The organism is Lewinella sp. 4G2, from assembly GCF_001625015.1.
Classification (GTDB): Bacteria; Bacteroidota; Bacteroidia; order Chitinophagales; family Saprospiraceae; genus Neolewinella.
Genome location: NZ_LVWJ02000014.1, coordinates 3,834,438 through 3,858,791, shown reverse-complemented (window position 1 = coordinate 3,858,791; position 24,354 = coordinate 3,834,438). Strand labels below are relative to the sequence as shown.

The following is a 24,354-nucleotide window of genomic DNA, read 5'->3' as shown; positions in this document are numbered from 1 at the left end:
GGAAGCCACTTATAATGTGGTCTCCCCTCCGGTGGGCAAAGCTACTTCAAGCCACGGCCTATTCTCATAAAAGATGGGATAAATTGAATTGATGGCATACTTAGTTTGTAAATTTGCGTACTTCAAACAAATAGCAGCATGATTAAACGGCTTCAGATCCAGAACTACGCGATCATCGAAGAATTGCAACTGGATTTCGCCGATGGCCTCAGCATCATCACCGGCGAAACCGGGGCGGGAAAATCCATCGTGCTCGGCGCCCTGAGCCTCATCCTGGGTGGCCGGACCAACAGCAAAACCCTCTTCGACGCCGAACGAAAGTGCATCATCGAAGGCCGCTTCGCCATCAGCGCCTACAACCTGCAGACCTTTTTTCAGGACCACGATCTCGACTACGACGACGAGCTGATCATCCGCCGGGAGATCACCCCCTCGGGGAAAAGCCGGGCGTTCGTCAACGACACCCCCGCCAACCTTAAGGTGCTGCAGGAGCTGGGGGCTACGCTAATCGATCTCCACCAGCAATTCGATACCCTCTACATCAACAACCCGACCTTCCAGCTGGAATTGCTGGACGCACTGGCCGGGCAAAAAGAAACGGCGGACGAATACCGTAGCGAATACGAAAAGTTACAAACGACCCGTAGAGAGCTGCGTAAACTGCACGACCAACAGGCCACCGCGCGTCGGGAGCAAGAGTTCCTCGAATTTCAGGTCGCAGAATTTGATACCGCCAACCTGGTGGCCGGTGAGCAGGCCGAGCTGGAATCCGAACAACATCGGCTGAGCAACGCCGATGAGATCAAACAGCTCACCTCCGGCATCTTCCACTACCTGACGGAAGGGGAGAGCGCCGTTTCCGACCAACTCACGACGGTCGGCAACAAGCTCAGTTCTCTCGCGGCGGGCGATACCCAACTCTCCAAACTGAACGAGCGCTTCGAAAGCCTGCGCCTGGAGCTAGATGAGATCGCTTCCGACCTCGAAGCCTTCGGTGAAGGCATTGAAGCCAACCCGGAGCGACTCGAAGAAGTGAACGAGCGGCTCAATATGCTTTTCCGCCTGCAGAGTAAGCACAGCGTAAAATCCGTCGAAGAACTACTGGGGATCTACGAAGAATTGGCCGGCAAGCTCGGGCATTTCGCCAATCTGGACGGAGAGATTGCTCGTCTGGCGAAAGCAGAAGAAAAAATCACCGCTACGCTGGGTAAACTGGGGCTCAAGCTCCGCAAGGGCCGGCAACGCGTTGCCCCGGGCTTCAGCAAATCCATCCAGCAACAACTGGCCGAACTCAGTATGGAGAATGCCCGCCTCGTCGTGGACTTCGCTGAACTGGAAAAGCCCGGACCCAATGGTCTGGACGAAGTACAATTCCTCTTCAGCGCCAACAAGGGTAGCCAGTTGCAAACCATCAAGAGTGCCGCCTCCGGTGGGGAGATGAGCCGCTTGGCCCTCGTCACCAAATCACTGGTAGCCTCCGCCATGAACTTACCGACGCTAATCTTCGACGAGATCGACAGTGGTGTCTCCGGCGACGTCGCCCAGAAAATGGGGAACATCCTGACGAACCTGGCCCAGCACCACCAGGTGGTCGTCATCACCCACAGCCCCCAGGTGGCGAGTAGAGCGGACCGCCACTACTTCGTATACAAGCAGGACAAAGCCGGGCTGAACCGTACTATCACTCAGGTGCGGGAACTTAATAAGGACGAACGGATCCGCTCCATCGCCGTAATGCTTAGCCAAAACCCACCCAGTGATTCCGCCCTGACGAATGCGCGGGAACTGATTGAAGCGTAGACCTGACTTGGATCACTTTTTAGTTCACGGCCGGAATTCCCGATCGCATTAATGGCTGTGCGCGCATTGCCACACTACCGAACGGTAGATGGTCCTGTGCTACTGTTTTAATATTGACTCAGTATAGGCTACACGAAAAGCCCGCCCCCGGAAAGTCCGAAGGCGGGCAAAACAAAGCGTGTTGGATCTTCGAGCTTGCTGAGACACCAGCGAGCTCTATACCTGGACCGGAGTAGCGTAGCTAAACCGCTTTGATTCAGGTAAATAACCTTTAATACATGTATTCCAGCGCAACGCGGTCGTAGAAACCGAATTCGCCGTCTTCATTGGAGCCAAAGCAAGCGAGCATTACGGAGTTGGCGTCAAAGCCACCGGGCGTGCCGGGGATGTAAACCGCACCGGCGGAGCCAGAACCTTCACCGGAACCGTTGCAGGACTGGCGCGTAGCGTAATCCGTGTGGCGCAGACCCATACAGTGGCCGATCTCGTGCGTCATGACGTGCTCGTTCGTGTTGGTGTTGTACTGCTCCATCCCGTTGTAGATGCGGACCCACTTGTAGGGGTTACCACCGGATGGGAAGCCGGCTACACCACCCGCACCCTGGTTATTGGGGTCGCGGTAAACGACGATGTCGCCGTTCGTGTCGGAAGCAAAACGCAGTTGGAACGTCTTGTTGATGTTCAACGCATTGTAGTTGTTAACGGCCCAGCGCAGGGCGGTCCGCATCTTAGAGGTCAGGGCATTGCTACCACCGGTGTACCCGACGACGCGGATGGTCCGGCGGGATACGGTGTTGAACGTGCGGTACTGCTTGAGCAGCGCGTCGTCCATTCCGCGGAGTTTTTCAAGCTCTTCTTTGCTCAGTTCAATGTCTCCACCGACGGTGTAGACGGCTTCGGTGGTTCCATCCGGGCGGGTTACCGTGCTGCGTTCAGCGTTGAAGTAATCCTCGGAAGTGGATTCGGCGTGGGCTTGGAGAGCATCCGCAAAGGGGACGTCCTGTAGGCCGGTCTGTCCATTTTCTTCATGGTCGTGAATGAAGTCGATGGAAACGTCTTCCGCGGCGGGGGCGGAATCAAGTTGGTTGGTTTCCTCCGTACAGGAGGTGAAAGCGAAGAGGCCACATACTGCGGCGGTAAAAAGCGTGTACTTCATGATATGAAATAAGGAATGAGAGAAAATGGTGAAAAAGCAAAGGAAGGTCCGTTGAGGCACCCCGTCCAGCGCCGTCGACGGAAAGAAATTCCGCGCCAGACTGAGCGTCCTCTGCAAACCCACCTTACGAGTGGATTACTAGTTTAGAGCGTTGCCGATAAGACAGAAATGACACTAAAAATACCTCAGCTCACGTTGCGTGAAACTGCGTACGTACCGCATCATTGCTGACGATCAGTAACTAAAGTATAGGGAGTATGGGTGTTGGTTTGGTGTGAATCTGTAACCTAAGAAAAGCGAGTCGGAAGGTAGATTATTACCTTCTTGATCGCAAGCTAGGTATATAATTTGGATTATCAAACTATTCACGGGTATAATATTAAGCCATGTAATGTTTGTACCTACATCTATTTGTTGGCAGTGCGAATAGTTGCCTGCGGGTTAGCTATGGGTCCACGCTCGAATCCTGCTAGTGGCTAGTCCTGAATTGCCGGAGTCGTGGCATACACTTGTATTAATCTAGCTTGCCCGATCTTTGCCACCATGCGCGTGCTCTTAATTCTTTTACTAGTCATCCTCTGCTTGCCCTTGCTCCTCACCGGGAAGGTAGGCATGGGCCTGGTGGGGCATACGCCCGTCGAGCGTCCGGTTTGGGGCGCTGAACGCTGGTTCGATGGAACGTGGCAAGCATCGGTAAGTAATTACCTCCGCGAGCAATTCGGCTACCGGAATGATTTCGTCCGGACCAATAACGGAAAGGATTACTTCGTCTTCGGTGAGATCCACGCCAACTCCGTCGTAGCCGGCAAGGAGGGCTACCTTTTCGAAGAAGAATACCTGCAAGCCGCCACGGGTACGAACGCAGCGGACCACGCCACCATCGAAAAACTGGGGAAGGAAATGGCCTTTGTCCGTGATAGCCTGGCGGCTCACGGGGTCGACTTCCTCGTCGTCATGGCACCGGGGAAGGGAAGTTACTTTCCGGAGTATCGGCCGGAGCCTTACGCCAGTCTTCCCCTCAACGCAGCCAACGAAACGTCCTTACTCAGCATCCTGCGGCAGCGCCAGATCGAACACCTAAATTTTAACGAGTGGTTCCGCCAAATGAAGGATACCACCCAGTACCCCCTCTTCCCTAAACAAGGGATTCACTGGACGGAGTACGGCCAGTTGATCGCCATGGATAGCCTCATCAATTACGTCGAACAACGACTGGATATCGATATGCCAGAACTGGCTATCGATAGCATAGAAGTGAGCCGCGAACAGCGGGGGACCGAAGCGGATATCTTCTACGGAATGAACCTCCCCACGGAGCCGGACGGCTACCCCCTGGCCTACCCGAGCTGGCACGTAGGTAACCCGGATAAACCCCAACCCAGAATCCTATTCGTAGGCGACAGCTTCTTCTGGAACCAGTACCTCCACCACGGCGTAAACCAGAAATTCTTCGGCAACGGAGATTTCCTCTACTACTTCAACCGCTTGATGCGCGACGGCACGGACCAGGGAGATATGGCGGACATCAACCTGCCGGAAGTACTCTACGAACATGATATGGTCGTCCTTTTCGAAACCGAAAACCACTACCAACGGATGGGCAACGGCTTTCTCGCCGCCACCGTAGAATCCTACCTCACCCCAAACGGGGCCGTGCCTAAACGCAGGGTGGAAGCCATGATGGCGCGCATTAGGGAAGACGAAAAGTGGTTCGCTTACATCCAGCAATCCGCCCTGGAGAAGGGGCAGGAGGTGGAAGCAGCCCTTTACGAGAATGCAGAATTCATGATCCTGGAAGAGATGCGGAAGGAAGCCCTCAACAATCAGAACCGGAAGTAGATAAAGGGATTAAAGCCCTGGCTCGTGATGACCGCACAGGCTAAGGCATAAACGACCAGACCCAGCAATAACCAGCCCGCCATGCCCGTAACGGTCGGTGTCTGCGGTGGGTAAATCATGGTTTCCAGTCGTCTCCCAAAACTTGTAAGCCCCGCCCAGGCGAATGCGAGGCTGAATCCGAGCGTCCACCAAAATTTTATGGAGGCCTCCGGCAGTCCTTCCCACGAACCGGCGAACATCACGCCCAGAAAATCCACCGCTTCACCAAAGGTGTCCAGCCGAAAAAATACCCAACCGATGATCACCACGAAACAGGTGAAAATAACGGACGGAAACCCTCCGACTGCCTTCAGCCACTTCAGAAGAAAGAGCCGGTCCAGCACCAGAAATAGCCCGTGGAAAGCACCCCAGATGACGAAGTTCCACGACGCGCCGTGCCAAAGGCCACTCAGCAGGAACACGACCCATAGATTGAAGTACAACCTCAGTTTCGAGTCCACCCGGTTGCCACCCAGGGGGATGTAGAGGTAATCCCGCATCCACCGGCCAAGGGTGATGTGCCAGCGCCGCCAGAAGTCGCTGATGCTCGTGGCGATGTACGGACTGTTGAAGTTCTCCGGGAAACGGAAACCCATCATTCGGCCCAGCCCAATCGCCATGTCCGAGTACCCCGCGAAATCGAAATAGATCTGACCCGAGTAGGCGATGGCGCCGAGCCAAGCCATTGGCGCCGTCAGGTCATCCGCCGGTAAGGCGAAGAGTTGGTCAGCCTTCGCCCCCAGCACGTTGGCAATGAAAACCTTTTTCGCCAGGCCCACGCAAAAGCGTTGGAAGCCCAGCAGTTTGTCGGCGTCGGTGGATTGGCGATCCCGCAACTGCCCGGCCACTTCCTCGAACCGAACTATCGGCCCGGCAATCATTTGCGGGAAGGACATGATGAAGAGCAGGTAATCCGCCAGCCGATCCAATGGCTTGAGTTTGCCCCGGTAGACATCAATCGAATAGGTAAGCGTCTGAAAGGTGTAGAAGCTGATCCCGATCGGTAACATCACCTCCGCCCAACCCAATTGTCCCCAACCCAGTACCTCCAGCGCACCATTAAAGTTATCCACGAAGAAGTTAGCGTACTTGAAGTAGGCGAGCAGGCCGAGATTAAGGCCGAGACTCAGGTAAAGTCGCAGCTTTTTCCCCCGCGGGCTAACGGTACGATAGAGGCTACGGACGAGGTAAAAGTCGGCAATCGTCGAAGCCAATAGGATGAAGACGAAGGTCGGCGCTCCCCAGGCGTAGAAGAAGATCGAAAAGACGAGGATCACTCCATTCTTCCACGTTTCGGGCGCCAGGGTGTAGACGACCAGAAAGACTGGCAGGAAGTACAGCAGAAAAAGTATGGAGGCAAAGACCATTCCTGATTACTTAGGCAGGGACTTCGCAATAGGAGCGGGGCCACTCGTGAGAGCGACGAATGGTGTGAACCAATACCAATGGACGCCGTCAGCCATCATCACTATTCTTTGCTGCCTTTGTACAGATCGTAGCGGCAGAAACGTACCTCAATGGGGCCGTTCATCATCGGGATCCTTTTGGAGGTCTTGAGCCCGACCGACTTCAGCGCATCGGAATTTCCGCTGATGATCCAGGCGGAATACCCCTGCCAGTTGGTCTTCAGGGTGTCGCCGATCATTTCGTAGAAACCCTCAATGTCGCCCGTCTGGAGCCGCATCTCGTAGGGAGGGTTCATGACCACGAGGCCACCGTTCTCTTCGCTTACGGGGGTAGGGGCCACGGCGTGCTTGAAGTCAGCTTCCGTAAGTTGGACGTGGGGGAGCAGGCCAGTTCGATCCAGCGTAAGTCGGGCCAAATTGACGGTTAGCTCATCGATATCGGACCCGTGGATCGGGTGGGGTGGCCGCCGAATGGCATTTAGCGCATCCTGCCTAATGGAGGACCACAAGCCGGCGTCAAAATCCGGCCAGCGCTGGAAGGCAAAGTCGCGGTGCAATCCCGGCGCCTGGTGAGCAGCGATCATGGCCGCCTCCGCGACGATGGTCCCGGAACCACACATGGGGTCGACGAAGGGAACTTCCCCGTCGTAGCCCGCCAGGCACAACATGCCGGCGGCCAGGACTTCGTTCAGTGGAGCCCCGCCCGTCCGCTTGCGGTAACCCCGGCGGTGCAGCCCGGCCCCGGAACTGTTGAGGGAAACCGATACGTAGTTCTCCCGGTCCACGTGCAGGTGCAGGTAAAGGTCCGCGTTTTCCTTATCCACGCTGGGCCGTTCCCCGGTCTTTTCGCGGAATTGATCCACGATGGCATCCTTAAACAGTTGGGAGAGGTAAACGCCGTTGCGAAAGCGCTCCGATTGGGTGACGCAATCAATCCACAGGTTGCCATCCACCTTGAGCCAGGGCGCCCAGTCAATCTTTTTGAGGCCGTTGTAGAGCTCCTGCTCGTTCCTTACGCGAAAGTGGCCGACTTCTTCCAGGACGCGGATGGCCGTTCGTAATTCCAGGTTAGCGCGGTAGCGGAAGGTCTTGTCCCCCTCACAGTAGACGACGCGGCGGCTGGCTTCCACGCGTTGGCCACCCAGCGCGGTGATTTCCTGAACGAGGTGGTCCTCAAGACCGGCAAGCGTAGTGGTGGCAAAAATGCGAATGGCGCGGTAATTTTAGTTGACGGACGAAGGTACGCGTTCCGGGCCACTGAAAGCTTGCGTGGTTACGGGTCAATCGGTTATCATCTTTACACTCGGCACTAGTTGTATTTCAAGGAGTTGACAACTACTCCAATAGAAACCCAAGTTCACCCCGATCAAAGCTCTGGCTGCCCGATCCGCCGAGAATGTCTTCCGCCAATTTTTTCTTGCGTTGCTGCAAGCGGTTGATCTTCTCCTCGATCGTCCCACGACTGATGAACTTCCGCGCAAAGACGTTCCCCACCCGGCCAATCCGGTGGGCCCGGGCGATGGCCTGGTCTTCGATGCTGGGGTTCCACCAGGGGTCGAGGATGAACACGTAGTCGGCGGCGGTAAGATTCAACCCAGTGCCACCCGCCTTAATGGAGATGAAGAAGGTGGATAGCTTGGGATCACTCTGGAAACGAGTGACCTCCCGAGCGCGGTCTTCTCCCTTCACCGAGCCGGTGATCCAGGCAAAGTCTTCCTTTTCCCGAATTAACTCCGCTTTGAATAATTCCAAATGGCTAACCATACTGGAGAAGATCAACACTTTTTGGCCCGAGCGGCGGACCGTTCGCCACTGGTCCAGCACGTCGGTGAATTTACCGCTGTCGCCGGTGTAATCCTCCTGCATAAGGCTGGGGTGGTTAGCGAGTTGCCGAAGGCGCGTCAGGGTTTGGATTACCCGGAGGCGGTACTGCCCGTCCTCCGGCGCGTAATTGCCGAGCAACGCGTTGCGGGCGGCTGATTTTTCGCGCTCGTATATCTTCCGCTGCGCTTCGCTCATCTCGCAATAAAAGGTTTGGACTTCCAGTTCCGGAAGGTCCGGGGCTACTTCCGCCTTGGTCCTGCGTAGTAAATGGGGCGTCACCAATTGCCGCAACTGGGCCTTTTGCTTCTCATCGTCGTGCTGTTCAATGGGGTCGATGAATTCCTGTTTGAAGAAGGCGTAGCCGCGCAGTAGCCCGGGGTTGATGAATTGCATTTGGGACCACAGGTCCGACAAACTGTTCTCGATCGGAGTGCCCGAAAGGCTGATCCGGTGCGTGGCGGAGAACTCATTCAGGGCCCGGAAGATCTTTGAGCTCCGATTCTTGATCTGCTGGCTTTCGTCCAGCACGATGTAGGTGAAGTCGATTTCCTTCAGCAGGTCCTTATCCCGCAGTGCGGTTTGGTAGGTCGTCAACAGTACGTCGAAGCGTCGGAGCAGGCGGGCATCCTTGTGGCGTTTGGGCCCGGTGTGGATCTCCACGGAAAGCCCCGGCGTAAATCGCGTTAACTCCGCCCGCCAGTTGTACACCAGGCTGGCCGGTAGTACGATCAGTGCGCGGAGGGGTTGCAGAAAGACTTCGTCCTCCGCCGGCGGGGCGAAGAGGTCCATTTGGGTGGCCATCGGTTTGGGGGCGGGCTCCGGTCCTTGCTTGGCACCTGCGTCAGCGCCCAACTGCTCCTTGGCGTACTGCAGCACCGTGATGGTTTGGAGAGTCTTCCCAAGGCCCATATCGTCCGCGAGGCAAGCACCCAATTGTTGGTGGTAATGGCGAACCAGCCACTTGACACCAGCGAGTTGGTAGGGGCGTAGATCAGCCTTGAGGCTAGTGCTCGGCTTAAAATTTTCCACCAATTCCGCAACGTCTTCCAGCGGGACTTCTAAGCCAAGGGAAGCCAGTAGCGGAGCCTGAGACCGCGCCAGTTTTACCTGCTTGCCTTCCGTTTTCGCAAACTGAAAACTGGGTTTATACTTCGCAAACCAATCCTCCGGAATCAAAAAAATGGAACCGTCTGGCAAAGGGAAACAGCGCTCCTCTTTCTGGATGAAACGCACCAGGCGCGCGAACGGAATCGTGAATTTTCCGACAGTCACGGTGCCCCGTAGGTCCAACCAATCGTCCAGCTCGCCGAAACTCAGTTCGATGTTTCCCGTCTCGCGGCTAAAGATGTGGCCCTGGTGCTCGGGCAAAAGCACCTCCACCCCTAATTGGCGTAGATCGTCCTGCTTTTCGAGTAGCCAGCGTAGGGCGGCGAAGCGATCGTTATCCAGCGCTACCGCGAGGGCATTTGTGCTCGGCAGCGGGTGCAAGGCGAAGGGGGCGAGGAGGCCCATCAGTTCAGCCTCTGCCGCCGGGTTGCGGATGATCCTTTTGAGCCAGTAGGGCGGCGTGACGGAGAATGCCACGTCGTTTTGCTCCGCGTCATTCGGTGCGTAGGACCGGTCACCGTAGAAGATGGTAGGGTAGAGTAGGTAGCGGTGCTCGAAGGGGTGCAGCTTGGCCTCGAGGCGTAAGCGGTCCGGTTGGTCAACTTCCGCGTACCCAAAGCCGCTCACCTCCAGCGTATGACGACGTGCGATCTTGACGACGAACTTGCGCCAAAAGTCGGCCACTTCTTCGGGCGGCACCTGCACCTTATCCCGCGAAAGAAAGGGCTTAATGTGATTACCATTCAGGTGCCCCAGCCGGATAAGGTGTCGATCGCACAACAGCCAACCGGGCGAAGGGCTATTGGTGATGACCTTCCACTTGTGGTAGCGAATGAGGCTGGTATTCTCTTCGGCATCAAGTAGTTGTAGTTGATAGCTTAAACCGGTTTCCGAAAGCTGAAAGCTGATCTTCGGGGAGGGATCTTTGGCCAGAAACTTCACCGTGTCCTCCTCGGGCACGCCCCTGACGTTGAGGTTGACCGTAACGGCCCAACCGTGCGTTTTGCAGAGATCGAGCACCTCTGCCAGCCGGTGTTGTACGTGGCGGATGACCTGCGGACGTTCCTTGCTTTTGGTGGACAGCAAGCCCGGCAGGGTAGGTGACTTGCGGCTACCTCCGCGAAAGCTTTCGGCCACCGCAGCCGGGCGAAGGAGCTGTACGAGTTGTAAAGCCCGCAGCAGCGGTTCCGTCAGTTCGATATCGTAGGCACCCAAGCCATCAACCCTTGCGGTGTGATGGACGTGGACGAGCCGGCCGGCTTCGCTGCGCCCCACGACGTAAGCCTTTGGTAGAAAGACGCCGGTGCGGTATTCGTAGACGTCGAAGAGAATTTCGGGGTGGGTCACCAGGGCGTTTTTAAGGGGGCACGAAAATAGGGCGTGCCGAGTCCGGAAAGAAAGAATGCGACTCCTATTGGCCAGCTTTCCTCCATGTTTTGACGTAGCGTTAACACGTTGGGAAAACCGCTTTTTGGTACCTTCACGCCATGAAAAACTTTACCTTGACCGGATGGCTATTTCTTCTCTTCACGCTGCCAATGGTAGCCCAGGAGAGCGTAGTGGACCGGACCCTGCCCGAATTCAATTTTTCCGAAGCGGTATTCGCTGGCGAAATGCACTGGCTGGCATCCGATTACCTGGCTGGTCGCCGGACGGGTTCTGTCGGTAACGAGATTGCTGCCGAGTACATCGCCAGCCAACTGCGAGCGTTTGGCTACACCCCCATCAACGATGGCAGCTTCTTTCAGGACGTTCCCCTGATGTCCGTACGCGGCCCCAAAGCCGGGAATCTGCTGGCGGGTAAGTACAACTTTAATAGTGGGGATAACCTGCTCATCATGCGCGGCCCCGCCGCCCAGGCGAATGCCGAAGTAGTCTTCGCCAACTACGGTTGGGTGGATGCGGAGACCGGCCACGATGATTACGCGGACCTCGACGTTAAGGGCAAGGTGGTCATTACGCGTGCCGGCATCCCTTCCGACGCCAGCCAGCGCGGCGTGTTTCAGGGCGTAAGCAAAAAGGCGGAGTTCGCCGCAGCCGCCGGGGCCGTTGGGATCTTTGAAGTCTACACCCTACCGTTCCCCTGGTCAAACTTCACCCGGTACTTTGGTGGCGACCGAATGTCGTTGGATTCCGGTGCGGAAAGCGCGACCATTCCCTATGGTTTCATCAAGGCCGAGGAAGGTTTCCTGCCAGAATTACAAAAGAAAAAGAAAGGCCTGAAGGGTAGTATGGCCAGCAGCGGCATGCAGGTGACCCGGATGACCAGCCGCAACGTAGGCGGGATCATTGAAGGAACGGATCCCAACCTGAAGGATGAGTACATGCTCATGACGGCCCACTTCGACCATGTTGGGGTCGGCGCCCAGGGTGGTGGCGCCTACACACCCGTGGACAGCATCTTTAACGGTGCCCGGGATAATGCTTTCGGAACGATCTCCCTATTAGCCGCGGCCCGCGCCTTCAGCGAAGTGAAGCCCCGACGGAGCATCATTATCCTCGCCGTGACCGGTGAAGAAATGGGCCTACTCGGCAGCCAACACTACGCGGAGAATCCCCTGGTGCCTCTGGAATCGACCGTCTTCAACTTCAATACTGACGGCGGTGGTTACAACGACACGACGGCTATCTCGCTCATCGGGTCCAACCGGACGGGAATCGATGAACAGGTAGAAGTTGCTAGCGCTGCATTTGGCCTGACGGTCATTAAGGATCCTGCGCCGGAGCAAAATCTTTACGACCGTTCCGATAACGTCAGCTTTTCGGCTAAGGGCGTCCCCTCCCTTTCTTTCAGCCCCGGCATGACGGAATTTGACGATACTATCATGCGGTACTACCACCAGGTGAAGGACAACCCGGAGACCATCAACATGCCCTACCTCAAGAAGTACTGCCAGGCTTTCACCCTGGCGGCGCGCCTGATTGCTAACCGCGACGTGCGCCCCTACTGGAAGGCGGGGGATAAGTACGAGGAAGCCGGGAAACAATTGTACGGGACGCGGTAATCACTGCGTTCTACCCGTGCGTCCGACATTACTTACCTTGTAGCTGCATTGCCTTACTATCAACCCACACCAACTACGCTCGTATGAAGCCCCATTACTCCTACGAAGACATTCTCGCGCTCGACTTCCCACCCGTGATCGTTTACGCCGTCCCAGCGATGGCGTTTCTCACCATTATGGAATGGGTACTAAGGCGCTTTCAGTACGTCCACGAATTGGAAGAGAAGGCGGAAGCTGCTGGGTTTGACGTAACGGCTTTTTCGGAGCGCCGCGCTGCCGCCCGGGCCGACTTCCAAAATCAGGGATTCGTTGAACGGCTAATCGGCTGGCCTTCCTACCAATTTGCCAAGTGGAAGGACCGGCAGGAGCGTATTGGGGCCACCGAAGCATACCTCGAAACGGGTAACAAAGCCGTCGCCATGAAGTACCAGTACGACGTAAAGGATGGCTTGGCAGCTGCCGGGGTCGGCATCGGTAACCTGATCTCGACGGCCATGGTAAAGGCACTGACGTTTGGCGTCATCCTTTTCTTTTATAACCTAACGCCGCTCTACATCCCCACCACTTGGTGGAGCTTCATTGCCTGTTTCTTCGTCGTCGATTTCTGCCGTTACTGGGCGCACCGCATTGCCCACGAGCAACGCTTCTGGTGGGCTACCCACGTTACTCACCACAGTTCGGAGCAGTACAATTTTACGGTCTCCTTCCGGCTAAGTTGGACGCAGCACATTAAGGTGATCTTCTTCATCCCCGCGGCGCTCTTAGGGTTTGATCCATTTGTTTTCTTCATCTGTATGCAGGTGGGCGTCCTTTACCAATTCTGGATCCACACGGAGATGATCGATAAGATGTGGGCACCGATTGAATTCTTCTTCGTTACGCCTTCCCACCACCGCGTTCACCACGCCACGGAAGAGAAGTATTTGGATAAGAATTACGGCTCCAGTTTCATCATTTGGGACCGCATGTTTGGCACCTTTTGTCCGGAGCAGGAGACGCCCAATTACGGGATTCTCAAGCCGGTGGATAGCTACAATCCCGTCAAGCTGGTTTTCCACGAGCACTGGGATATGTTCGTAGACATGAAGAACTACCGCCACCCCAAAGCCTGGTGGCGCATCATGTTCGGCGGCCCGGGCATGACGCTGGACAAGGAGAAATACTACGGCTTCTACAAGGACAACCTGGTCACTGATAGTATTCCAGCGGGTCAGGAAACGGGAGGAAAAGCGCTAGAGCATCAGAATAACCCACGAAAGGTCGTGGTTTAAAGTAATTGCGAACCGCTGCTGTAATAACCTGGCCGCATATTATAGTGCAATACCACGCTCCTTCTTTGATGCGGAATCTTGTAGTTTATTGGGCCGTTCTAACCATTGGCGGCTAGACCTGCGCCACTTCACAATTTGGCTGGCTAAAGCCTTGCGATCGCGTGGGTTCTTCAGGTACATTCTTGCGTCATTTACCAGCGCGAGCGCTTCGTTGTCCAGGAGTTTTTGGAGGTATCTAGTTCCACCGCTTGCGGCGTACAAACTGTAGGCTGATTTTAAAAGCGAGTGAGTGACGGCTGCATCTTCCCGCGAATAGTTTCTTAGGCGGCTGAAGGTATCAGCCAGCACGTCCGAAAATGTATGCCGCGCCAACCAAACCTCCCCGCCATCATCGTCCTGCATAAAATTATAGTTGGGAATATGCATGAGGTGACCCAGTAGGCCGTTGATCCGATCTATGGCCCGCACCGCCGTTGCGGGGTCGTTGATGCCGGGAGACATCGCTTTCTGGGCGATGTCGATGAGAAGATCAATCTGCGGCTGGTACCAATCGGCGTACTCATTACTGATTGGGCTGATGGCACGGAGTACTTTTTCGACTTCTTTAGCATCCAGTTCCCTTTCGGAACTCAGTAACGGAAAGCTAGCGGGAATAAAATCTCCCTTGATCGAACCGATGTAAAAACGGGTATTAAACTGCTTGGCAAGTTTGGACAGTTCAGGGTGGTCAACAATCCCCAGGTAGCCATCGATTGGGCTCGTAACGGTATACCAACGGTCCGTATCCGGAGCAAAGTCACGCTCGGTAAATGCATCTCGCGAGCTCTCTTCTTTTAAGTAGTTCATCCCGCGTTGATAAACAGTATTAATGATATTCCCCACCTGGATTTTTTCAGAGATCGTCGTGACGAAATAGATAAACAGCATGAGGCTAATGATACCGAAGAGGATAGCCGTGAGCACCGAAAGATTAGGTACCTCTCCGGCTTCATCCGATTTTATGCTCAGGAGGACCATCAGGTTAAGGACGATGGTACCGATGTAGAAGCCCATCGTGAATTGTAGTGAACGGTCACCAGTAAAAATGGGCAATAGCCGGGGGCTATACGCATTGGCTACCTGGTTGAACAGGCTCATCATTTGCGTGAAGGTGAACACCATAAGGGTCATCAGCCCGGCCACGAAAAGCCCCAGCACGTTCCGGGCCGTGTCCTGGCTCTTAACCACGAAGGATGGCAAATTGCTTTCCAGAAATGCACTTGCATCAGTATGAGACTCGAGGTAATAGATCCCTGCTCCCAGCAGAATGCCGGCAAACAACATTGGCAGCGGCAAAAAAGCCATGCTGCGCACCGCCGCCTTTACGAAACCGCGTATTTTTCTGATCGAGAGATCCATGGGGTTACATTACCCCGCTTTAAGAAGGATTGACGACGTTGGGTTCAGGAGATCGCAGTAATAACTTAATTACCTACCTCCAGTATTCACGTAGACTCCTACGGTATAAGCTGGTGCTGCGGCAATGATGCGCCCACTCACCGCACCCGCTACGCCGGCGGAGATGCCGACTCGATCGGTGAGGTTATAATTCAGCTCCCCTCCCACGGAAAGGTATTCGGCGTTGTTACTGAAGATGGAGGTCGTTTGCGCGGAAGCGGCCGTCTCCCCGTTGAAGGTGGATTCGCTACCGTTTACGCGGCCGATGATCCACAGCTTTTTGTTGAGCAAGTTCAGTCCAGCTTCCGCACCGAACCGTACCTCATCGCTGAACCCGTTGGTCCGGTTGTTGTAGCCAAGTGAAGCGGCGGCGAAACCATTGACGCCTCCAACCTGGAAGCTGCGGCCAATGCCGACGTTAAGCAGTTGGTTAAACTCCCCGTCACCCGTTTGTAGGTTGCCCTGTGCACCACCGGCATCTTCTCCGAGTGGGATGCCTAGTAGTAAACCGATGGAAATGGGCGTCCGAGCACCGGGCTTAGTTAGTGCATAACGAAAGCCAATCTCAGAATCGCCAATGCCGTTGATGGCGTCCCCTTCTACGAGCACGTTACCGCGCGTTCCTGAAATTTGATCATTGATGGTGTTGCGGGATAGCAAGACGATGTTGGCTACCCCAGTCAATCGATCCGTAATGCCGTACTCACCGTAGGCCGTGGTGTTGTACAAGCCAAGGGTAGCGTTAGGGTCGAGCTCGCCATTAGTGGTGTAGTGTTCGTCGAAGCGAAGCCACCACTCGTAAAGCTTGAAGTAACCCTCACCCTTAGCCTTGGGCCAAGGGCCAGCTTGGAGGGACAATGGAAGACAAAGGATAAACAGGTAGATCAGGTAACGCATGCGGGAATTGGGTATACAACGAAGATACTTTCGTTCCCTAACATTAAGCGCGCGGTAGCGGTGGAGTGTAGGCTTGGCGATACTTCACTTGCGGTTGTGAACGCAGCCGACCGAGCAAAAAAAGACGGCTCACCCAATGGGGTAAGCCGCCAAAAAATACTTAAAGTCGATCATGCCGGATTTAAGAAACGACGGAAGAGAAAGGGCAAAAATGAAGGATCGAATCCAGCATCTGAGCGCTCATCTCATGCGTTGTCCGCGTTTGATAAATCAAAGATAGGAGCGAATTTTCGCAGTTGAAACCTCAGCACCAGCTGGGTAAATGCCCGCTTGAGCGTGACCTCAACACTTTTCCTGTGGCGCAATCAGACTATAATTTTGTTATCATTTATAGGCGCTTGCAGATGTTCTTTCAAAGATGCCTTTTATAAATATTTCTGGTTGAATTTACTAGGCAGGATTAATGGCCAACCGGTAAAATTGTCCGGGCAACAGTTACTAACTGGTCAATATCTGCGCACACCTTGTAAAAATGTGCGTGTAGGTCAGGCCGCAGTTACGCTCCCCAACTATCATCATCACCAGCTTGATAGATTGGGACCTTAATATTTGCATCTGCATTATCAGCCATGTAACCGTCGGAGAGGGGGAAGTCCTCCGTTGAAAGTGACTTGCCCTCACCAAACCATTCTTTACGCAGGTGCTCACCCACTCGGATGGCGTTCGCGATTATCGTCAAAGTGGGGTTCGTGGCTCCCTGGGAAGGTTGGAAGCTGGCGTCTACTACGTACAGATTATCGACGTCCCAGGCTTTGCAGTTGGGGTCGAGCACGGAGGTGGTAGGGTCCGTTCCAAACTGGGCGGTGCCTGCTTGGTGCCAGGTGAATTCCAGTTCCTTAGTGGACCGGTAGAATTCGCTGAAGCCTACTTTCTTGAGGTAGTTATCCTGGAAGTAGTCGAGGAATTCGTAGTGGCTCTCCCGGTTATTGGGGACGTAGTTGAACTGGATGCCCTTATTCGTCCACCGCACCGTCTGGCGTTTGGTGGGGAGGTCTTCGGAGGTGAACCAGAAATCCACCGCCAATTGCTGCATGCGGCGGGCTTGGTCTTCGGTGATACCAATGTGGGCGTAGTCCCCCATGATGCGCGTCCAGTGCGCCTTCCCCGTCAACTGAATGGTACCCAGCGGGTAGTCATGCTCGGGGCTTCCGTGGTAGAAGTCGTGGCACCCCAATGTCTTTTGGAAGATGACATCGTTGACCTTGTCTGGATTGATCGCCGAGATACCACTCTGGTTGTGCTTGGTGAAGTTGCGGCCCACTTGGTTGGAAGAGTTGGCTACGCCGCTCTTCAGCAGTAACGCGGCCGAATTGATGGCGCCGCAGGAAAGGACGATCAAGTCCGCACTGATCTCCATCTCCTCGCCGTCCTTCGTGATCTCAAGACGAGTGATTTTACCCCCTTCCTCGACGAGGCGGTTAACGCGTGTGCTCGTCCACAAGTTAACGTTATCGTGCTTAAGTGCGGGGCGGACGAGGGCGGTCTCCGCATCCGACTTAGCGTGGACCATACAGGGAAAAGGGTCGCAGGTATTACAGGCAATACAGGGGCGGCGCCAGGGCTCGTCGATATCCCGGTTGAGTGCCAGGTTCGAGTGGTGAATATTGAGGCCAACGTTCTTCAGATCAGCGGCGACTTCCGCAATGCGGCCTTCGTGTGGAAAAGCTTTGAAGGGGAAGGGGCCGGAGGCGTAACCTTCGGTGGGGTCCTCACCCCGGTTGCCGTGGATCTTCATGACGTGCTCGGCCATCATGTAGTAGGGCTCGAATTCGTCGTAGCCTACGCACCAGGCAGGGCTGATGCCGCCCTTATGCCGTTGCTCGGTAAAGTCCTCCGGCCGCTGCCGGTGGAGGAGGGCACCGTACATCTTGGTGTTGCCCCCGACGCGGTGATAGACGATTGGTTTGACTTCCTTTCGTCCACCGTCCGGCCCCTGCCAGGTGACGTCCGCCTTGTAGCCGTCCTTTCCGAATATGAAGTGAGGATCCCAGTTGCGTTTTTCCCGCGGGAGAAAGGTGCCCTGCTCGAGGATGAGAATTCTTTTACCAGTGTCAGCAAGGGTATAAGCGATGCTGCCGCCTCCCGCTCCGGAGCCGATGATGATTACGTCGTAGTCGTTTGCCATTTGTTGGAGTTATTCCACGTGGTAAGTTCCACCACTAAGTTTTGGTTCGATCCTAACTTGTCCGATAATCCGCCGGGTGAAGGGGTGCCACCCGTTCCGACGGATTCCTTATCCTATTTCATCGCACCTGCGGCAGCGCCCTAAGGCTTAGGTAGGTGAGGAGCGGACACCAAATATTGATGTTTATGAATTCCCAATCGTAGGTCGCTAGACGTAAATGTCCAGAATACAAAGCGCCCCAAAAACGACGCTGGCAACGCCATTCGTGGTGAAGAAAGCCAGGTTGATGTTGCTTAGATCTTCGGCGTCTACGATGCTATGCTGGTACAGGAGGGCCGCCAGAAAAACCGCTCCGCCAATGATGGTCAGCGTAGCCGATTCGCCGTGTACCATCACCTGCAGGTAAACAGACAGGATCAGGACCATCGCGCAGATGATGTGCAGCACACGACCCAGCCGCAAGGCACCGCGGCGCCCCAAACGAACCGGAATGGAGTTGAGCGACTGGCTCCGGTCGAACTCTTCGTCCTGCAAGGAGTAAATGATGTCGAAACCACTCACCCACAGCAGCACGACGCAGCCGTAGAGTACGGGCAACACGGCGAAATGGGCCGTGAGCGCGAGGTAAGCACCAACCGGGGCCAAAGCCAGCCCCAAACCGAGCACGAAATGACAAAGGGAAGTAAATTCTTTCGTGTAACTGTAACCCAAAATGATGAGCAGCGCCACCGGTGAGAGCAGGAGACAGAGTGGGTTCAGCAGCCCCGCGCAGACCACGAAGGCCACGCAATTGAAGATGATGAAAAATAAGGCGTTTCTGCTGGAAATTACCCCCGCCGGGATCTCCCGCACGGCCGTGCGAGGGTTCGCCCCATCAATGTGACGGTCCCGCCAACGGTTGAAGGCCATCGCTGCGGAACGGGCAAACACCATGCAGAGGATGACCAACAAAAGCACCCGCCAGCTCATGGTGCCGTCGTCCAGCACCGCCAGGAAGAAACCCAGCAGGGCAAAGGGCAGGGCGAAGATCGTGTGGGAAAACTTGATCAGGGAGAGGTAGTTACCGAGGCTGTTGGGCATGGAGGAAACGCGCTGTGAAAATGGTGCGGCTGCACCACGGCAATGTAATATCAAAGATGGGGTAGGGGTTGTACGAAAAACGCCCCATCCACGGATCGTGGACGGGGCGTTCTCACCAAAAGGTGTTCAGTGAATTACTGAGCGGCCTTGTTGGGGTCGGGGTTCACCGTACCGGTCAGGTAGATGAAGGTCTGAGCGGGGTTGGTGTTCGCCGTAACGGTAACCTTCTGGTTACGTGGGCCCTGCTTGTTCTTAGAGTTGAACTGAACGGTGATCTCACCAGTCTCACCCGGAGCGATGGGAGCAGTTGGCTTGGAAGGAACGGTACAACCGCAAGAACCCTTAGCGTCAGAAACGATCAGCGGCTCGCTGCCCGTGTTCTTGAAGGGGAAGGTGTGCGTTACGATCTCGCCTTCGGTAACGGTACCGAAATCGAAGGTGCCAGCGTCGTCAAAAGCAACGGTGGTGATGGGGCCAGCGGGAACGGCAACACTTGGCTGCGCGTTTGGCGTGGCGGGAGCGTTGGTCTGGATGGTGGTGCGGGCAGCGTCGGTCACTTCGTCGTTGCTGGTCTTACAGCTGGATACGGAGATGGCCATGATAGCTACGGCACAGAGAGAAAGGATATGCTTGAACATGTATTAAGGATTGTTCTATTGAAAAAATGCGGGCCAAAGAAGTAAATACTACTCCGACAATTGCCCTGCAAAGATGAGTCAGCTAACGGTCAACACCGTGTAATGGCTCGACAAAACTTGTTAACGGAACGTCAATGCACGGTCGGAACCGATTGTTTAAGGCCTCCACAACGAAAAATATAAACCCGGCTCCCCTCGTTTCCCTGCGGACCGCCGTAGGGTAAGACTATGCAAGTCCCTACCTTCGCGCTCCTAACGGCCCCGTATGAAGTACCTTTTTGCTCTGACCTTATTATTAGGCTACACCTGTGGCCTTTCGGCCCAGGACCACCAGTTCTCCCAGTTCTTCGCCACCCCTTTTGGGCTCAACCCAGCGCTGGCCGGCCTTTTTCAGGGGCGCTACCGGGTATCCCTGGCTAACCGGGCGCAGTGGGGGCAAGTGCTGGAGACGCCTTTTTCAACCACGGCCTTTGCGACTGACTTTCGGTACCGCTTTAATCCTAAGAAGCGCAGTTACAGCGACTCTTTCGGCGCCGGGGTGATGTTCACCAGCGACCGGCTCACGCAGTTCAATTACGCCGTCAACCAGGTAATGGTGGGTGGGGCCTTTCACAAGTCGCTCGATCCAAAAAATAACCAGCACCTCAGTATCGGCTTCCAACTCGGCGTGGTACAACGCAACGTGAGTTACGATCAACTGACGTTTGAGGATAGCTTCGACGGCACGTCCACTTACGTAGAAGGCGCCAGTGGGGAAGGCCTCCCCGCTAATAACTATGCCTTTGGCGATTACCAACTCGGCCTCAACTATTCCTACGCCCCGCGCCGGGCGACCAGCTTCGTCATAGGAGCGGCGATGCACCACGTGGGGGAGCCGGAGCAATCCTTTTACGCCGAGGCTACCCAGGGAGAGGACATCGAGGTGACAAACGTGCTGGACCGCCGCTACTCCGTCTACACCAACGTCGGTATTTGGGTCAGCAATACCGTCATGGTCAGCCCCCGCGTTTATGCTTTTACCCAGGGGCCACATGCCATGATGAATGCCGGGACGACCCTCCGCTACCTATTCAGTGATGCGAGCGGTACGGCCCTGCACCTGGGCGCCTACGGCCGCGCCGTAAAGAGTGAGTCTCAGTACACCTTCGATAGCGCCATCGCCCAGGTGGGTATGGAGATTTCCGGCGTGCTTGTCGGCTTGTCCTACGACCTGGGTTTGAGTGGCCTGCAGACCAACCCTCGCCACCGGGGTGCCTTTGAGCTCAACATCGCCTATTTGGGTAAGGGCGACGACGATGACGCCGTTCCCTGCCCAACTTTTTAGGAGCGCAGCTTGTCTGCCAATCGTACCCACCAACTCAAATCCTCTTTCCGATGAAGCACCTTTTCTTCCTCGTTTGTCTCGTCTTCGCCACCTCCCTCTCCGCCCAGATCGAATGGCTCACTTGGGATGAGGCCATCAGCCGAACCAAAGAGAACCCTAAGAAAATCCTCGTCGACGTCTACACGGAATGGTGTGGCTGGTGCAAGAAGATGGACAAAACGGTATTCCGTGACCCGGAGATCGTGGACTACATTAACGCTAATTTTTACGCCGTCAAGTTCGACGCCGAACAGCGTGAGTCTCTCGTTTACGAAGGGCAACAGCTAAAATTTAATACGGACCTCAGCCGCCGTGGGGCCCACGAATTGGCCTATTCCTTACTCGACGGCCGCATGAGTTATCCAAGCATTGTTTACCTGGACGAGCACCGTGATCGCATTACGATCAGCCCTGGCTACAAGGCGCCGGAAAAATATGGCCGCGAGCTGCGCTTCATTCAGGATAACCATTACAAGACCAAAACCTACCAGGAATACATCTCCAGCCTCGGTGAGAAGTAACTCCCCGCAAACCCTTAATTTTGCGATCACGGAGGCCGTAACCCAATCTTGATTTACGGGTTATACCTTCCAGCCCTGGCTTCCCGGCCACCAAACAGCTACCTATGTCTGCTTTCGTATCGGAATTCCTCTACCTTTTCGTCATCATCTTCGTCGTCTTTGGCGTCTGCTTCGTACTTATCAATCTCCGCCAGGTAGTGACGGGTAACGAATTCCGTGGTACTTGCGCCAGCAATAATCCCATGCTGAAGAACAAAGTTGGCGACTGCGAAGTGTGTGGCAAAAAGCCCGACGAAGATTGCCAGATGCCCGAGATGCCCCAGGTCCGCTAAACCAACTCTCTACTGTTGTTGCTGCTCAAGCGCACGCAGAATTTCCTCGTCCGATTTGCCCAGATTTTTGATGAGCATGGCCGCATCGTCCGCAAACGTGTTTTCGGGGTACTGGGCGATGAATTGCTCGTAAGCTGCACGCGCCTTATCAAATTCTTTCAGGTTCTCGTCGTAAGTGAAAGCCAGCATGAATAGGGCTTCACCACTTTTGGAAAAGGACGGGTAGTCCTTGTGAATGCGCTCAAATACAGCGGCGGCGGCCGGAAAATCGTTCAGCGCCTGGTAGACTTCCGCCGATTTGTAAAGCGGTAGGGCGGCAATTGTATCTCCGGCGACTTTCTTGGCGAAGCGGTCTGCCAAATCCACAAACTGCTGGCTGTTCCGCTGGTCAATTCGTCCGGTCTTGGCGTCGGATACCATCGCGTAGTTATCGATTAATAGATCCCTTACCTCCGTGGCGGGTGCGTCATTTTCCAACGCCTTTGCTGCAGCGTCAAATGCACCCGGCTGGGCCATTACGTTTTCACCGTCACCGGTGGTGCTTTCTTCATCGGGGGCGCTGCCGCAGGTGCAAAGGAAAAGGGATAAGAAGGTAGCCGTTAGAAAGGAGGCAACACGCATACATCAGTAATTAGCAATCAGAAATTGGATACGGTAAGGTGGCGCAAAACTACGGAACAACAAATTACCTGCCCTGCAACCCACGCGTGATCACCGGAAGTACTTCTTCCACCGTCCGCCCCTGATACAATACTCCGCGGTTGGTGAGGAGGCGGGCGTAAAAATTACCCTGTTCGAATAACTTCAGGTAGCTGGTGTTGAACAACATTTGGGGCTGAATGAGGTGAGCACAAGCCACCACCATGTACATCATTTCCTTAGGGTCGTAGACGAGTACGACGGGGTGCCCCTCCGGCTCATTGCCCAGGTAAACTAGGTAAGGGTAGGGGAGGTAGTCTTTATTCCAGACATCGTGTAGGTCGGCCTCAAAGAGTGGATACACCAGTAGTTCCCGGTGGATACCATTAGTGGCCAAGCCCTCGACCATGGCCAGCAGGTGTTTGCGTTGCACTTCGGCGGGCCCGAATGCATCCACCGCTTCGTTAGCGAAGGGTAGCCACTTATCCGTCTGAATGTTGTAGTACTGACTCTTCCCCAACCGCAACTTGTAGTCGAAGCGCCCGTAGCCCGGCACCACGTAGCCCGGGTAGTAATACCGGAGTCCATTGTCCAGGCACCACTGAATTTCCAACAGCATGGTGTAGTAACCCAGGCTAAAGCTCTTGAGCAAAGGATCGTAAATGCCGAGGATACTGGCGGCGGAGGTATCTCCCACGTCGAAGTAGGAATTGGCCACCAATTGTTTGCTTACCGTGTCCCGGACGCTGATCTCCAGCGTGTTGAAGACAGAATCCTCACCGTAATCTTCCAGGCTGTCACTGATGCTGTTGGACAAACGGCCGTCGAAGTCTTCCGCGTAGCGGTGGTACAGGTTTTCGCGCTCGGCGTCAATTTGGCGGGGCCCACTCGCTACGGTGAACGTCTGCGCATTACGCCGCATCAGCTTCCGCTGGCTTTTGCTGAAGGCAAAATCCTGCAGGTCTAATCTGATCCAAACGGCGGAGTAGGGTTGCTGATTGAAAAACAGGAAATGCGTCGTAAAAATACTCGCACCCATTCGGTACCAGCCTTTAGCCAGGTACTCATCCAGGCTTTGCGGGCTCAGGACGAAGGGGGTGTTTTTTTCAGCGTAGTTAAAAGACATGGTGGTAATGCGAAGATGCGCTAATTCCCTGACTTAAGCGTGATTACCCGCGTGCATTGATTCAGATCGTCGGCGTCGTTGCTGGCGATTACGACTAGTCGGCCCGGTCTGGCCAGCATAAGCTGCTCCTGAAACCAGGCTTTGGCTGCTTCGTCCAGTGTGACAGTCGGTTCATCCAACAACAAGAGTGGCGTCGCCGCAAACAGGGCCAGACCGAGTACGACGCGTTGGCGCATACCGGAGCTACAGTCGCGCAAAGGACGGCGGCGGACTTTTTCCAGGCCCAGTATTTTTGGTAACTCCGCCAAATTCAATCCCGGGCGTAGCGGTTTGAACTTAAAATTAAAGGCCAGTATCTCCTCAACGGTCAACTCTTCCACCACCTCCAGGTAGGGCCCGCTCCAACTGACGTGCTGGTACCACTGGCTGATGTTGATGTCCTCACCATCAATCTTCCAGCTTACTCCGCCTCGGCTGGAGCTGAGTTGGCCACACAACAAACGCAGGAGGGTACTCTTGCCGGAACCATTCCGCCCCGTAATGCCGACCGTTTCTTCCGTACGTAGTTGTTCGGACAGACCCCGCAGGATCCATTCCCGGCCAAAGCGCTTACCCAATTCACTGGCGGTGACTTCAAGGGTAGGGATGAATGGAGCGGGCGTCGTCACCAGATAAATTATTCAATAGTA

Annotated in this window: 19 protein-coding genes; 7 read left to right on the top strand and 12 right to left on the bottom strand. The window is 55.1% G+C overall.

Translation table 11 applies throughout. The annotated features are described in order from the left end of the window. Positions 1 to 138 precede the first annotated feature (138 nt). Positions 139 to 1,800, top strand: a complete 1,662-nt coding sequence (gene recN / locus A3850_RS15820) for a DNA repair protein RecN (RefSeq protein ID WP_068218625.1) — start codon at positions 139 to 141, stop codon at positions 1,798 to 1,800. 271 nt (positions 1,801 to 2,071) lie between these two features. Here recN and A3850_RS15815 read toward each other — a convergent pair whose 3' ends face one another. Further along, on the bottom strand, positions 2,072 to 2,956 hold the full coding sequence (locus A3850_RS15815) for a M57 family metalloprotease (RefSeq protein WP_068218623.1): 885 nt from the start codon (positions 2,954 to 2,956) through the stop codon (positions 2,072 to 2,074). 543 nt (positions 2,957 to 3,499) lie between these two features. On the opposite strand from A3850_RS15815, the gene A3850_RS15810 reads away from it, so the two are divergent. Beyond that, complete coding sequence (locus A3850_RS15810) at positions 3,500 to 4,795, top strand: hypothetical protein (RefSeq protein WP_068218619.1); 1,296 nt, start codon at positions 3,500 to 3,502, stop codon at positions 4,793 to 4,795. On the opposite strand, the gene A3850_RS15805 is transcribed toward A3850_RS15810, so the two are convergent. The 3 genes from A3850_RS15805 to A3850_RS15795 all read right to left on the bottom strand — a co-directional run bounded on the left by A3850_RS15805 (position 4,780) and on the right by A3850_RS15795 (position 10,518). Next, positions 4,780 to 6,201, bottom strand: coding sequence for an MBOAT family protein (locus A3850_RS15805; RefSeq protein WP_068218617.1), 1,422 nt, complete (start codon positions 6,199 to 6,201; stop codon positions 4,780 to 4,782). The two genes, A3850_RS15810 and A3850_RS15805, sit on opposite strands and share 16 nt — an antisense overlap. Positions 6,202 to 6,302: 101 nt before the next feature. Then, the gene (locus tag A3850_RS15800) at positions 6,303 to 7,370 is read right to left on the bottom strand and encodes a class I SAM-dependent RNA methyltransferase (RefSeq protein ID WP_157501286.1); all 1,068 of its coding nucleotides are present in this window, start codon (positions 7,368 to 7,370) and stop codon (positions 6,303 to 6,305) included. Positions 7,371 to 7,575: 205 nt separating this feature from the next. Next, positions 7,576 to 10,518, bottom strand: a complete 2,943-nt coding sequence (locus A3850_RS15795) for a DEAD/DEAH box helicase (RefSeq protein ID WP_082921866.1) — start codon at positions 10,516 to 10,518, stop codon at positions 7,576 to 7,578. A 140-nt stretch (positions 10,519 to 10,658) separates the two neighbouring features. Between A3850_RS15795 and A3850_RS15790 the strand changes: the two genes are divergently transcribed. Together A3850_RS15790 and A3850_RS15785 are read left to right on the top strand one after the other, a co-directional pair. Next, positions 10,659 to 12,176 (top strand): M28 family peptidase, encoded by a 1,518-nt coding sequence (locus tag A3850_RS15790; protein WP_068218610.1) that lies wholly within the window; start codon positions 10,659 to 10,661, stop codon positions 12,174 to 12,176. Positions 12,177 to 12,259: 83 nt separating this feature from the next. Beyond that, positions 12,260 to 13,447, top strand: a complete 1,188-nt coding sequence (locus A3850_RS15785; protein WP_231915338.1) for a sterol desaturase family protein — start codon at positions 12,260 to 12,262, stop codon at positions 13,445 to 13,447. A gap of 39 nt (positions 13,448 to 13,486) precedes the next feature. On the opposite strand, the gene A3850_RS15780 is transcribed toward A3850_RS15785, so the two are convergent. The 5 genes from A3850_RS15780 to A3850_RS15760 form a co-directional block, all read right to left on the bottom strand. Then, a complete protein-coding gene (locus A3850_RS15780; protein WP_068218609.1) occupies positions 13,487 to 14,845 on the bottom strand; it encodes a DUF2254 domain-containing protein in 1,359 nt (452 codons plus the stop codon). 69 nt (positions 14,846 to 14,914) lie between these two features. After that, the gene (locus A3850_RS15775) at positions 14,915 to 15,781 is read right to left on the bottom strand and encodes a hypothetical protein (RefSeq protein WP_068218605.1); all 867 of its coding nucleotides are present in this window, start codon (positions 15,779 to 15,781) and stop codon (positions 14,915 to 14,917) included. A 556-nt stretch (positions 15,782 to 16,337) separates the two neighbouring features. Beyond that, a complete protein-coding gene (locus A3850_RS15770; RefSeq protein ID WP_068218602.1) occupies positions 16,338 to 17,966 on the bottom strand; it encodes a GMC oxidoreductase in 1,629 nt (542 codons plus the stop codon). A 207-nt stretch (positions 17,967 to 18,173) separates the two neighbouring features. Beyond that, positions 18,174 to 19,046, bottom strand: a complete 873-nt coding sequence (locus A3850_RS15765) for a UbiA-like polyprenyltransferase (RefSeq protein ID WP_068218599.1) — start codon at positions 19,044 to 19,046, stop codon at positions 18,174 to 18,176. A 134-nt stretch (positions 19,047 to 19,180) separates the two neighbouring features. Continuing rightward, positions 19,181 to 19,684 carry a DUF1573 domain-containing protein gene (locus tag A3850_RS15760; RefSeq protein ID WP_068218596.1) on the bottom strand — a complete coding sequence of 168 codons (504 nt, stop codon included), beginning with the start codon at positions 19,682 to 19,684 and terminating at the stop codon, positions 19,181 to 19,183. Between the two features lie 265 nt (positions 19,685 to 19,949). Here A3850_RS15760 and A3850_RS15755 point away from each other — a divergent pair, with 265 nt between their 5' ends. The 3 genes from A3850_RS15755 to A3850_RS15745 all read left to right on the top strand — a co-directional run bounded on the left by A3850_RS15755 (position 19,950) and on the right by A3850_RS15745 (position 21,900). Further along, the gene (locus tag A3850_RS15755) at positions 19,950 to 21,008 is read left to right on the top strand and encodes a PorP/SprF family type IX secretion system membrane protein (protein WP_068218593.1); all 1,059 of its coding nucleotides are present in this window, start codon (positions 19,950 to 19,952) and stop codon (positions 21,006 to 21,008) included. A 50-nt stretch (positions 21,009 to 21,058) separates the two neighbouring features. Then, positions 21,059 to 21,568 carry a DUF255 domain-containing protein gene (locus A3850_RS15750; protein WP_068218590.1) on the top strand — a complete coding sequence of 170 codons (510 nt, stop codon included), beginning with the start codon at positions 21,059 to 21,061 and terminating at the stop codon, positions 21,566 to 21,568. A 104-nt stretch (positions 21,569 to 21,672) separates the two neighbouring features. Then, on the top strand, positions 21,673 to 21,900 hold the full coding sequence (locus tag A3850_RS15745) for a hypothetical protein (RefSeq protein WP_068218587.1): 228 nt from the start codon (positions 21,673 to 21,675) through the stop codon (positions 21,898 to 21,900). 9 nt (positions 21,901 to 21,909) lie between these two features. Here the strand turns inward: A3850_RS15745 and A3850_RS15740 are convergent, their stop codons facing one another. The 3 genes from A3850_RS15740 to A3850_RS15730 all read right to left on the bottom strand — a co-directional run bounded on the left by A3850_RS15740 (position 21,910) and on the right by A3850_RS15730 (position 24,333). After that, positions 21,910 to 22,521 carry a tol-pal system YbgF family protein gene (locus tag A3850_RS15740; RefSeq protein ID WP_068218585.1) on the bottom strand — a complete coding sequence of 204 codons (612 nt, stop codon included), beginning with the start codon at positions 22,519 to 22,521 and terminating at the stop codon, positions 21,910 to 21,912. A gap of 64 nt (positions 22,522 to 22,585) precedes the next feature. Further along, positions 22,586 to 23,665 carry a hypothetical protein gene (locus A3850_RS15735; protein WP_068218583.1) on the bottom strand — a complete coding sequence of 360 codons (1,080 nt, stop codon included), beginning with the start codon at positions 23,663 to 23,665 and terminating at the stop codon, positions 22,586 to 22,588. A 20-nt stretch (positions 23,666 to 23,685) separates the two neighbouring features. Continuing rightward, positions 23,686 to 24,333 carry an ATP-binding cassette domain-containing protein gene (locus tag A3850_RS15730; RefSeq protein ID WP_197494077.1) on the bottom strand — a complete coding sequence of 216 codons (648 nt, stop codon included), beginning with the start codon at positions 24,331 to 24,333 and terminating at the stop codon, positions 23,686 to 23,688. Between the last annotated feature and the right edge of the window lie 21 nt (positions 24,334 to 24,354).

Coding starts and splice junctions, on each gene's coding strand:
- A3850_RS15775 (WP_068218605.1), bottom strand. CDS start 15,781: ATGCGTTACCTGATCTACCTGTTTATCCTTTGTCTTCCATTGTCCCTC.
- A3850_RS15745 (WP_068218587.1), top strand. CDS start 21,673: ATGTCTGCTTTCGTATCGGAATTCCTCTACCTTTTCGTCATCATCTTC.
- A3850_RS15740 (WP_068218585.1), bottom strand. CDS start 22,521: ATGCGTGTTGCCTCCTTTCTAACGGCTACCTTCTTATCCCTTTTCCTT.
- A3850_RS15805 (WP_068218617.1), bottom strand. CDS start 6,201: ATGGTCTTTGCCTCCATACTTTTTCTGCTGTACTTCCTGCCAGTCTTT.
- A3850_RS15755 (WP_068218593.1), top strand. CDS start 19,950: ATGAAGTACCTTTTTGCTCTGACCTTATTATTAGGCTACACCTGTGGC.
- A3850_RS15790 (WP_068218610.1), top strand. CDS start 10,659: ATGAAAAACTTTACCTTGACCGGATGGCTATTTCTTCTCTTCACGCTG.
- A3850_RS15785 (WP_231915338.1), top strand. CDS start 12,260: ATGAAGCCCCATTACTCCTACGAAGACATTCTCGCGCTCGACTTCCCA.
- A3850_RS15770 (WP_068218602.1), bottom strand. CDS start 17,966: ATGGCAAACGACTACGACGTAATCATCATCGGCTCCGGAGCGGGAGGC.
- A3850_RS15780 (WP_068218609.1), bottom strand. CDS start 14,845: ATGGATCTCTCGATCAGAAAAATACGCGGTTTCGTAAAGGCGGCGGTG.
- A3850_RS15735 (WP_068218583.1), bottom strand. CDS start 23,665: ATGTCTTTTAACTACGCTGAAAAAAACACCCCCTTCGTCCTGAGCCCG.
- A3850_RS15765 (WP_068218599.1), bottom strand. CDS start 19,046: ATGCCCAACAGCCTCGGTAACTACCTCTCCCTGATCAAGTTTTCCCAC.
- A3850_RS15760 (WP_068218596.1), bottom strand. CDS start 19,684: ATGTTCAAGCATATCCTTTCTCTCTGTGCCGTAGCTATCATGGCCATC.
- A3850_RS15810 (WP_068218619.1), top strand. CDS start 3,500: ATGCGCGTGCTCTTAATTCTTTTACTAGTCATCCTCTGCTTGCCCTTG.
- recN (WP_068218625.1), top strand. CDS start 139: ATGATTAAACGGCTTCAGATCCAGAACTACGCGATCATCGAAGAATTG.
- A3850_RS15815 (WP_068218623.1), bottom strand. CDS start 2,956: ATGAAGTACACGCTTTTTACCGCCGCAGTATGTGGCCTCTTCGCTTTC.
- A3850_RS15750 (WP_068218590.1), top strand. CDS start 21,059: ATGAAGCACCTTTTCTTCCTCGTTTGTCTCGTCTTCGCCACCTCCCTC.